Annotated in this window: 2 protein-coding genes; one reads left to right on the plus strand and one right to left on the minus strand. The window is 73.3% G+C overall.

All coding sequences use genetic code 11. The features are described 5' to 3' along the window. Positions 1–159 precede the first annotated feature (159 nt). The gene (locus F4692_RS05500) at positions 160–11310 is read left to right on the plus strand and encodes a DUF11 domain-containing protein (protein WP_179618583.1); all 11151 of its coding nucleotides are present in this window, start codon (positions 160–162) and stop codon (positions 11308–11310) included. Here F4692_RS05500 and pyrE read toward each other — a convergent pair. Next, positions 11297–11827: an orotate phosphoribosyltransferase gene (pyrE, locus tag F4692_RS05505; RefSeq protein ID WP_179618584.1), complete on the minus strand. Its 531-nt coding sequence runs from the start codon at positions 11825–11827 to the stop codon at positions 11297–11299. The genes F4692_RS05500 and pyrE overlap by 14 nt on opposite strands. Positions 11828–11831: the final 4 nt, after the last annotated feature.

Genomic DNA, 11831 nt, shown 5'->3' on the forward strand with positions numbered 1-11831 from the left:
ACAGGCGGGACACCCCCTCCCCAAACAAGTGTTCACTGGATTAACGTCAGCCCCGTTCACAACATCACATCCACGGGGGTCCACCTCGGACGACCTCAGTCCTGCGTGACGGAGATCGCGACGTCCGAGCCGGCTTCCTCCACGCACGAGGAACCCCCCATGACGGCTGCACGCTCCCCCCTCCAGTCCCTCGTGCGCATCTGCTCCGCGCTCGTCCTCGTGGCCGTGAGCCTCGCGCTCGCCGTCGTCGTGCCGGCCGAGAAGGCCGACGCGGCGGTCATCCGTCCGTTCACGACCGTGTTCTCGCAGCAGACCAACGGCTCGATCCAGATCACCGGCAACACGGTAATGACGTGCGGCGCGACGACCGCCTGCCAGCAGGCACAGAGCGGCGCCACCGCGGCCAGCAACAACAACTTCACGATGACCTACCTCGACGTCGACGCCGACGCGAGCACCACCCGGTCCTCCTCCGCGGACCTGACCATCCCGTCCGGCGGTCGGGTGCTCTACGCCGGGCTGTTCTGGGGTGCCGCCCGTGCCGCGGGCAACAGCGGGTCGGCCGCGACCGGGACGGCCGAGGCGATCAAGTTCCGCACCCCGGGCGCCGCCGGCTACACCACCCTCACCGCCGACCGGATCGACAACCAGACCACCGGCAACCTCGACTACTCCGCCTACAAGAACGTCACCGCGCAGGTGCAGGCCGCGGGTGCCGGCACCTACTGGGGCGCCGACATCGCCGCGGCCACCGGGGTCGACCGCTACGGCGCCTGGAGCCTCGTCGTGGCCGTCGAGGACCCCAACGCCCCGCTGCGCGACCTCACGGTGTTCAGCGGCTACGCCACCGTCACCAACAACGACATCATCGACACCTCGATCTCGGGCTTCCTCGCCCCTCCGTCCGGGGCGGTCGGCGCCAAGTTCGGCGGCGTCACCTACGAGGGTGACAACGGGCTCACCGGCGACTACTTCCAGGTCAACTCGACCCGCCTCGCCGACTCCCTCAGTCCCTCGGCCAACTTCTTCACCAGCCGGGTCAGCGCCAACGGTGCCAACCTCACCAACCGCAACCCCAGCGCGGTCAACAACCTGGGCGTCGACGCCAAGGTCGTGGACGCACCCGGCGTCGTGCCCAACGGCGCGACCTCGGCCAACCTCCGCTTCGCGACCAGCGGCGACTTCTACTACCCGGCGGCGCTGACGACGCAGATCGACCTCTACGCCCCGACCATCCAGGGCTCGAAGACCATCACGAACCTGTCGGGCAACAACCCCGCGAAGGTCGGCGACGTCGTGGAGTACTCGATGACGTTCAGCAACGTCGGCGACGACGCTGCCACCAACACCGTCCTCACGGACCCGGTCCCGGCCAACACCACCTTCGTCCCGGGCTCGATCCGGGTCACCGCGGGCGCCAACCAGGGCACCAAGACCGACGCCACCGACGCCGACCAGGGCGAGTACGTCGCCGCGAGCCGCACCGTGCGCGTACGCCTCGGCACCGGAGCGAGCGGTACGGCGGGCGGCACCCTCGCGCCCTCGGCGACGACGACGGTGGCCTTCCGGGCCACGGTCACGCCTGCCGGCGCGGGCACCACCCTGACCAACACGGCGTCCCTGTCCTACCGCGCGGCGACGATCGGTCGCGACTACACCTACAACACCGCCGAGGTCGCCACACCCGTCTCCGAGCAGGCCGATGTCGCGATCACCAAGACCGCCTCGCCCGAGCCCGTCACGGCCGGCAACCAGGTGACCTACAACCTCGCCGTCCGCAACAACGGCCCCAACCCGGCCTCGGGCGTGCAGGTCGTCGACACGCTGCCGGCCGGCGTCACCTACGTGTCGAGCAACCCGTCCTCCGGCAGCTGCTCGATCTCCGGCCAGACCCTGACGTGCGGCCTCGGCACCATCGCCAACGCCGCGACGGCCACCGTCTCGGTGGTGGTGCGGGTGCCACCGGGCTCCGACGCCACGTCGGTCACCAACGTGGCACGCGTCTCGACGACGACGTCCGACCCGGACGCCACCAACAACAACGCGTCCGCGACGTCGACGATCGTGCGCCAGGCGGACGTCGCCCTGACCAAGGCAGCCGCACCGACCAACCCCGTGCCGGGCACCGACGTCACCTACACGCTGACCGCGACCAACAACGGCGCGTCGCGCGCCGCCGACGTCACGGTCACCGACACCCTGCCGTCGTCGCTCACGATCGGGACGACGAGCAACGGCTGCACGGTCACCGGCAGCCAGGTCTCCTGCGTCGCCGGCGGCCTGGACCCGGGCCAGTCCGCGACGTTCACCGTCGTCGCGACGGTCCCGTCCAACGCGGGCACCGCCCCGCTCACCAACGCCGCGCGGGTCACGTCGAGCACCCCCGACCCCACGCCGGGCAACAACGCGGCGACCGCCACGATCACGCCCGTCGCGCCGCGGGCCGACCTGGTCGTGACCAAGCAGGCCGTCACGTCGCCGGTGGTCGCCGGGCGCGCGGTCCAGTACCGCGTGGTCGTCGCCAACGACGGCCCCTCCGACGCGCCGGCCGTCACCCTCTCCGACCCCCTTCCGGCCTCCCTGTCCGGTGTCACCGCCACCTCGACCGGGGGCTCGTGCGACGTCGCGGCCGGCACGGTGTCGTGCGCCTTCGGCACCCTGCCCTCCGGCCAGTCGGTGACCGTGACGATCGACGCCCAGCTCGCCGCGAACGCGACCGGCACGCTGGTCAACTCCGCGACCGCCTCGACCACGGCGATCGACCCCGCCCCGGGGAACAGCACCGGCACGTCGTCGGTGGCCATCACCGCCAGCGCCGACCTCGCCCTGACCAAGACCGCGGGCGCCGTGGTGGACGGCGGTGAGGCGACCTACACCCTGGTCGCCACCAACAACGGTCCCTCCGTCGCGCGGTCGGTCACGGTCGCCGACCCGGTCCCGGCGCCCCTGACCTTCAACGGGTTCACCACCTCGCAGGGCACCTGCGCCTACGCCGCCGGCACCCGGACGCTGACCTGCGCCGTCGGCGACGTCCCCGTCGGGAGCTCCGTCACGGTGACGGTCCGCGCCCAGACCCCGGGCGACGGCAGCGCCCGCGGGGTGTCGAACACCGCGACCGTCTCGTCTCCGACGCCGGACCCGACCGCCGCGAACAACAGCGCCACCTACGTCCTGCCCACCACCGCCCAGGCGGACGTGTCGCTGTCCAAGTCGGTGTCCCCCAACCCGGTCGTCGCCGGCCAGCAGGTGACCTACACCCTCACCGCCCGCAACAACGGCCCGTCGCAGGCCACGGTCGTCACTGTCACCGACACCGTCCCGGCGCGGGTCGGCAACGTGTCCGCGACCGCCTCCGGGGGTGCCGTCTGCGCACCCACCAGCGGCAACACCGTCTCGTGCACGGCCGGCGTCCTCGCCAGCGGAGCGGCGTTCACCGTGACCGTGACGGGCACGGTGTCGCCCGGAGCCGCGACCGGCGCCATGGCCAACACCGCGTCCGTCACCTCGGCCACGCCCCAGGACCCGAGCCCCGGCAACAACAGCGCGAGCGCCTCGACGGACGTCGTCGCCCGCGCGGACGTCGCCGTCACCAAGACCGGGTCCGGCACGGCGAACGCCGGCGGCGAGGGCACGTGGACCCTCCGGGTGCGCAACGACGGGCCGTCGGCGGCGACCGGCGTGGTCCTCAGCGACGCCCTGCCCGCCGGCGTGACCTTCGTGTCCGCGACCAGCACCCGGCCCGGCGTCACCTGCACCGGCGAGGACGGCCTGGTGACCTGCCCCGTCGGCGCGCTCGCGCTCGACGAGCAGGTCGAGGTCACGGTCACCGGGGCGATCGCGCCCGGACTGACCGCGGGCACCGCCCTCACCGACCGGGCGGGGGTGTCGGCGACCACCCCCGACGCCACGCCGGGCAACAACACGGCGACCCACACGACGACGGTGACCGAGCTGTCGGACGTCCGGATCGCGAAGGCGTCCGAGCCGACCACGCTGGTGCCCGGCGCCGACTCGGTCTACGTCCTCACCGCCACCAACGCGGGCCCGTCCGACGCCCGCGACGTCGTCGTCACCGACACCCTCGACCCGGACCTCACGATCCGCGAGGCGGTCATCGAGGGTGGCGCGTGCACCGTCGCGGGCCAGCAGGTCAGCTGCACCCGCCCCGTGCTGCCGAGCGGCGCCACCGCCGTGGCACGCATCCGGGTCCTGCTGGACGCCGACCGCACTTCTGACGTCGTCAACGCGGCGCAGGTGACCAGCAGCACGGACGCGACGCCGGGCAACAACGCCGACTCGATCACGAGCGCCGTCACGCCGAGCTCGGACGTGACGATCGTGCAGAGCGCGTCGCGCGGCCAGATCGCCGCCGGCGAGGGCGTCACCTACACCCTGACCGTGGTCAACAACGGGCCGTCGCAGGCCTCCGGCGTGACGGTGGCCGACACCCTGCCGGCCGGCATCGTGCCCGCGACCGCCACCTCGTCCGCCGGCACCTGCACGATCACCGGCCAGCAGGTGTCGTGCGCCCTGGGGGCCCTCGAGCCGGGCACGCCCGTGACCGTCACCATCGTCGCCTCGACCAGCCCGGGCGCCGCCGCCGGGCCGCGCGAGAACACCGCGACGGTGAGCTCCTCCAGCCCCGACACCGACACCACCAACAACTCGTCGCAGTCCACCGTGACCATCGGCGCCGAGGCCGACGTGCAGCTGACCAAGGCCCCGAGCACGGACACGTTCGTGCCCGGTCGCCAGGTGAGCTGGAGCATCGTGGTCAACAACGCCGGCCCGTCCACCGCCCGCGGGATCGTCGTCACCGACACCGTGCCCGCCGGGGTCACCGTGACCAACGCCTTCCACGGCACGGGGACGCCCTGCACCGTCGTCGGCCGGGAGGTCACGTGCGACCTCGGCGACCGCGTACCCGGCCAGCGGGTCGTCACGATCGTCGGCACCCTCGCCTCGGCGTACGCCGGCGAGACCCTGGCCAACACCGCGCGGGTCACGACCACCTCGACCGACCCCGCGCCCGGCAACAACACCGCCACGGCCACCGCCGGCATCGTCCGCCAGACCGACCTCGAGATCATCAAGACCATCTCCGACCCCAACCCGGTCGCCGGGCAGCGGATCACCTACACCCTCTCGGTCTACAACAACGGCCCGTCCGACGCGGTGAACCCCCAGCTCATCGACCAGCTGCCCAGCGGCCTCACCGACGTGGTGGTCAACCGCCCGACGCTCGAGGGCGTCCCGGCGACGGCCGAGTGCGAGCTGCGCCAGCCGGTCAACCCGGGAACGGTCGACAACCCCACCGCGCCGACGGTCTTCTGCAACGGCCCGACCTTCCGCGCCGGGCTCCCCGCACGCGTCATCGGCAGCATCGAGGCGACCATCGCCCCCGGCTTCACCGGCACCCTCACCAACACCGGGCGGGTCAGCTCGGACACCATCGACCTGGTCGCCGCCGACAACGAGTCCACCGTGACGACGCAGGTCGCAGCCGGCGCCGACGTGTCGATCACCAAGAGCGTCAGCCCGAGCACCCCCGTTCCCGGCCAGCCGGTGACCTGGAGCGTGACGGTCCGCAACGACGGACCGTCCACCGCCCGCAACGTCGTCGTGCGCGACGACGTCGTGGACGCGATCACCGGCCTCACCGCCTCGACCGGCTCGACCCCCAACCCGTGCACGGTGGCGGCCGGCAACGACGTGACCTGCGCGCTCGGCGACCTCGCGCCCAACAGCAGCGTGACGATCACCATCGGCGGCGGGATCCCGGCGGGCTTCACCGGCTCGCTCGACAACACGGCGACCGTCAGCTCGCCCACCGACACCACGCCCGGCAACAACAGCGCGACCGCCACGTCGACCCCGACCGGCCGCGCCGACGTGTCGATCACCAAGACCGTCACCCCGGCCACGCCCGTGCCCGGCCAACCCGTCACGTGGACCGTGGTGGTGCGCAACGACGGTCCCTCGACCGCCCGCGACGTCGTCGTGCGCGACGACGTGGCGGACGCGATCACCGGCCTCACCGCCTCGACGGGGGCCACCCCCAACCCGTGCACCGTCGCCGCGGGCAACGACGTGACGTGCGCCGTGGGGGCCGTCGCGCCCGGGTCGGCCGTCACGGTGACGATCTCCGGCGGCGTGCCGGCGGGCTTCACCGGCGGGCTCGACAACACGGCGACGGTCACCTCCCCGACCGACACCACCCCCCAGAACAACACGGCCACGGCGACCAGCACCCCCGTCGCCCGCGCCGACGTCGGCATCACGATGACGGTCAACCCCGTACGCCCGGTGCCGGGGCAGCCGGTGACCTACACGCTCGTCGTCACCAACAACGGTCCCTCGACGGCCCGCGACGTCACGGTCGAGGACCCGGTCCCCGGCGCGCTGACCGGCGTACGGGCCACGAGCGGCACCACGCCCGAGCAGTGCGACGTCACCGGCAACCTCGTCGCCTGCGGCCTGGGCGACCTCGCACCGGGCGCCACCGTGACGATCACGGTGGTCGGCGACCTGCCGCCGGGCTTCACCGGCGACCTCGTCAACACCGCGACCGTCGCGTCGCCGACCGACACCACCCCGGGCAACAACACGGCGACCGTGAGCGGCTCCACCGACCCGCAGGCCGACGTGTCGATCACCAAGGCGCTGTCCCCGACCAGCCCGGTGCCGGGACAGGACGTGACCTACACCCTCGTCGTCACCAACAACGGCCCCTCGGTCGCGCGCGCCGTCACGCTGGACGACGACCTCGACGACGCCCTCACGGGGCTGCGGGTGACGACGACCAGCACGCTGCCGGACGCCTGCGAGGTCGTCGCCGGCAACGACGTCGAGTGCTCCTTCGGCGACCTGGCGGCCAGCGGTCCGGGGTCGAGCGTCGTCGTGACGATCACCGGCGGCCTGCCGGCCGGCTTCACCGGCGACCTCGACAACACCGCGACCGTCGCCTCGGTCACCGACAGCACGCCGGGCAACAACTCGGCGACGGCGGACGGCACTGCAGCCCCGCGCGCCGACGTGTCCATCACCAACACCCTCTCGCCCAACCCCCCGGTGCCCGGCCAGCCCGTCACCTACACGCTGGTCGTCACCAACAACGGCCCCTCGGTGGCGCGTGGGGTGACGGTGCGCGACGACGTGGACGACGCCGTCACCGGACTGATGGCAACCGGCGCGAGCTGCACGGTGGCCGCCGGCAACGACGTCACCTGCGCCGTGGGCGACCTCGCCCCCGGAGCGAGCGTGACGATCACCCTCACCGGCGGCCTGCCGGCCGGCTTCACCGGCCCGCTGGACAACACCGCGACCGTCTCCACGACGACCCCGGACACCAACCCCGCCAACGACAGCGCGGACGCCGACGCCGTCGCCGAGGCCCGCGCCGACGTCTCGGTCTCCAAGGTCCTGACGCCCTCGTCGCCCGTCCCGGGACGCGACGTCAGCTGGACCCTCGTGGTGTCCAACGCCGGCCCCTCGGTGGCCCGCGACGTCCAGGTGGCCGACGAGGTCGACGACAGCATCACCGACCTGGAGGCCAGCGCACCCTGCACCGTCGACGCCGACAACGACGTCAGCTGCGTCCTCGGCGACCTCGCGCCGGGCGCCAGCCGGACGATCACGCTCACCGGCGGGCTGCCCGCCGGGTTCACCGGCGCGCTCGCGAACACCGCGACCGTGACCTCGCCGACCGACACCACGCCGGGCAACAACACCTCGACCGTCAGCGGCACCGCCGCGCCGAACGCCAACGTGGGCATCACCAAGACGGTGTCCCCGAGCAACCCGGTCCCCGGGGAGGACGTCACCTGGACCATCGTCGTGGGCAACACCGGACCGTCGGTCGCCCGTGACGTGGTTGTCCGCGACGACGTCGACGACGCGATCACCGGCCTGACGGCGACCGCCCCCTGCGCCGTCGCCGCCGGGAACGACGTGACGTGCGACCTCGGCGACCTCGCCCCGGGCGACCAGGTGGTGCTCACCCTCGAGGGGGCCGTGCCGCCCGGCTACACCGGCGAGCTCAGCAACACCGCGACCGTCAGCTCGCCGACCGACGACACACCGGCGAACAACACCTCGACCGCGAACCCCACGACCTCTCCGGGTGCCGACCTGTCGATCGTCAAGACGGCGTCCCCCGTGAGGCCCGTGCCCGGCCAGGACGTCACCTGGACCGTCACCGTGACCAACGCCGGACCGTCCGTGGCACGCGGCGTGGTCATCACCGACGACGTCGCCGACGCCCTCACCGGCGTGACGGCGAGTGCGCCGTGCCAGGTCGGCACGGGCAACGCGGTCACCTGCGACCTCGGGGACGTCGGGGTGGGCGGCGTCGACGCGACCCGCACCGTCACGATCACCGGTCGCGTCCCGTCCGACTTCACCGGCGACCTCGGCAACACCGCGACGGTGACGTCCCCGACCGACACCAACACCGGCAACAACACGTCCTCGACCGAGGGCACGGCCGAGCCGGTCGCGGACCTGTCCATCACGAAGACCGCCACACCGGGCGACCCCGTCCCCGGCACCGACACCACATGGACGGTCACCGTCACGAACGCCGGCCCCTCCGTGGCGACCGACGTGGTCGTGCGCGACGACGTCGCCGACGCCCTCACCGGCGTGAGCGCGACCTCCGACCGCACCCCCGACACGTGCGAGGTGACGGCCGGCAACGTCGTCACCTGCCCGGTCGGCACGATGGCCGTCGGCGACACGGTGACGGTGACGATCACCGGCCGGGTGCCGGCGGACTTCACCGGCGACCTCGACAACACCGCCACGGTCTCCTCGCCCGACGACGACGCCACCGGCAACAACGCGGCGAGCACGAGTGGCACCGCCGACCCGCAGGCCGACGTCTCCCTCGCCAAGACCGCCACCCCGGTCGACCCGGTGCCGGGGCAGACCGCGACCTGGACCCTCGTCGTCGGCAACGCCGGCCCGTCGGTCGCGCGCGACGTCGTGGTCACCGACGACCTGCTCGACCAGCTGACCGGCGTCACGGCCACCGCACCCTGCCAGGTCGGCGCCGGCAACCTGGTCACCTGCGACCTGGGCGACCTCGCCCCGGGCGGGACGCGCACGCTCACCCTGAGCGGCACCCTGCCGGCCGGCTACACCGGGGCGGTCGACAACACCGCGACGGTGGACTCGCCGACCGACACCACGCCCGGCAACAACGAGGCGAGCACCGACGGCGACGCCGACCCGCAGGCCGACGTCTCCATCACCAAGACCGCCACCCCGGTCGACCCGGTGCCGGGCGAGGACATCACCTGGACGATCGGCGTCACCAACGCCGGCCCGTCCGTGGCACGCGACGTCGTGGTCACCGACGACGTCCTCGACGCCATCACGGGCCTCACCGCGACCGGGCCGTGCACGATCGCCGCGGGCAACGTGGTCACGTGCGACCTCGGCGACGTCGCCCCGGGCGGGTCGCGCACCGTCACGCTCGTCGGGCGGATCCCGTTCGGCTACCGCGGCCCGGTCGACAACACCGCGTCCGTCGCGTCGCCGACCGACGTCACGCCCGGCAACAACGAGGCGAGCACCGAGGGCGACGCCGACGCGCAGGCGGACGTGTCGATCACCAAGACCGCCAGCCCCGAGGACCCGGTGCCCGGCGGCGAGGCCGGGTGGACGATCGTCGTCACCAACGCCGGACCGTCGACCGCACGCGACGTCACGATGGAGGACGACCTCCTCGACGACCTGACCGGTGTCACGGTGTCCACCGACCAGCCGGGCACGCCCTGCACGGTGGGCGCCGGCAACGTCGTCCTCTGCATCCTCGGCGACCTCGACCCGGGGACCAGCGCGACGGTGCAGGTACGCGGCACGGTCCCGCCGTCGTACACGGGTCCGGTCGACAACACGGCCACCGTGGACTCGCCCACCGACAGCACGCCCGACAACAACGAGGCGACGACCCAGGGCGACGCACAGCCGGCGGCGGACGTGTCGGTGACCAAGACGCTCGACCCGTCGCGGCCGGTCCCCGGCGGCCAGGTCACCTGGCTCGTGCAGGTCACCAACGCCGGGCCGTCGACCGCGCGCGACGTCGCCCTGACCGACGACGTGCCCGCCGCCGTGTCGGGCGTGACGGTCTCGTCGAACGCCTCGCCCGAGGCCTGCCGCGCGAACGCGAACGCCGTCTCCTGCGACTTCGGCGACCTGGCCCCCGGCACGACCCGGGTCGTGACCGTCCGGGGCACGCTGGACGCCGGGTTCACCGGCGACCTCGCCAACACCGCACGGGTGGCCTCGCCGACCGACTCCACGCCGGCGAACAACGCGGCGACGGCGACCGGGCAGGCCGCTCCGCGCGCGGACCTGTCGATCACCAAGACGATGGCGCCGGCGAAGCCCGTCGCCGGGGGCGACGTCACGTTCACGATGGCCGTGCGCAACGCCGGGCCGTCGACGGCCCGCCAGGTGGTCGTCGCGGACACGCTGATCGACCCGCTCGCCGGGGCGACGGCGACGGTGACGGGCGGCGGCACCTGCCGCGTCGAGGGACAGCAGGTCACGTGCGACGTGGCCGCGCTGGCCGCCGGCGAGGGGGTCACGGTCACGGTCCGGGCCACCGTCGACGCCGGCTACCGCGGCGAGGTGAGCAACGTCGCGACCGTGCGCGCGGCGACGCCCGACCCCGACGAGGCGAACAACGTCGCCCGGGTCACCGAGTCCGGCACCGGCAGCTGCGTGCCCGACGGCAGGCGCGGCAAGGTCGTGGTCTGCCCCGACCTCGACATCGAGAAGAAGGCGTCCACGCAGCAGGCCGCGCCCGGCGACGAGGTGTCCTGGACGGTGACCGTCACCAACGCCGGCCCCTCGGCGGCCCAGGACGTGGAGGTGCTCGACGAGCTCGACCGCGACCTGCGGCTCGTCTCGGTCGACGTCGTCACCGGCCGCGCCGAGGTGAGGACCTCGCCCCGCCGGGTCATCGCGGTGTTCGAGACCCTCCGCCCCGGTGCCGAGGGCGTGCTGCGGATCGTCACCCGGCTGAGCGACGACGCGACGGGCTCGGTGCCCAACGTCGCCGTGGCCTCCACCGACGACCCCGCCGTCGGCGACGTCGAGGTGCAGGACGAGGCGGACGTCGAGGTCCTCCCGGTCGACGACGACGGAGGCGACCCGGGCAACACCGGTGACCCGGACGACGACGGCGTGCTGCCCGACACGGGCCTGCCCGCCGGCGTCGTGCCGCTGGCCGCGCTCAGCGTGCTGCTGGTGGCCCTCGGCCTCTGGATGGTCCGCCGGTCGCGGGTCAGCCGGCGCTGACGGCGTCGAGGTCCGCCCGGGTCAGCACCGGGCGGACCTCCAGGCCGACGTCGGCGAGCGGGTTCTCCCCCGCCGGCGAGCGGTCGATGGCGCACACGACGACCTCGACGGTCGCCCCGGCGGCGCGCAGCTCGCGCGTCGCGTCACGCACCGCACCACCGGTCGTGACGACGTCCTCGATGATCGTGATCCGACGCCCGGCGACGTCCGGGCCCTCGGCGAGCTTGCAGGTGCCGTACTCCTTGGCCTTCTTGCGGACGAAGAGCGCCGGCAGGCCGGTCTTCGCCGAGACCATCGTGGCGATCGGGATGCCGCCGAGCTCGAGGCCGCCGAGCAGCTCGGTGTCCTCCGGCAGCAGGTCCAGCATGCGGGTCGCGACCCGGTCGAGGAGCGCAGGCTGGCTCTCGAAGAGGTACTTGTCGAAGTAGGTGTCGGCGACCTGGCCCGACCGCAGGGTGAACTCCCCGGTCAGGCGGCAGACCGCGTCGATGTCGCGTGCGAGCGTCTCGTCAACCACGGCC

This window comes from Nocardioides cavernae, from assembly GCF_013410035.1.
In the GTDB taxonomy this organism is placed as follows: domain Bacteria; phylum Actinomycetota; class Actinomycetes; order Propionibacteriales; family Nocardioidaceae; genus Nocardioides; species Nocardioides cavernae_A.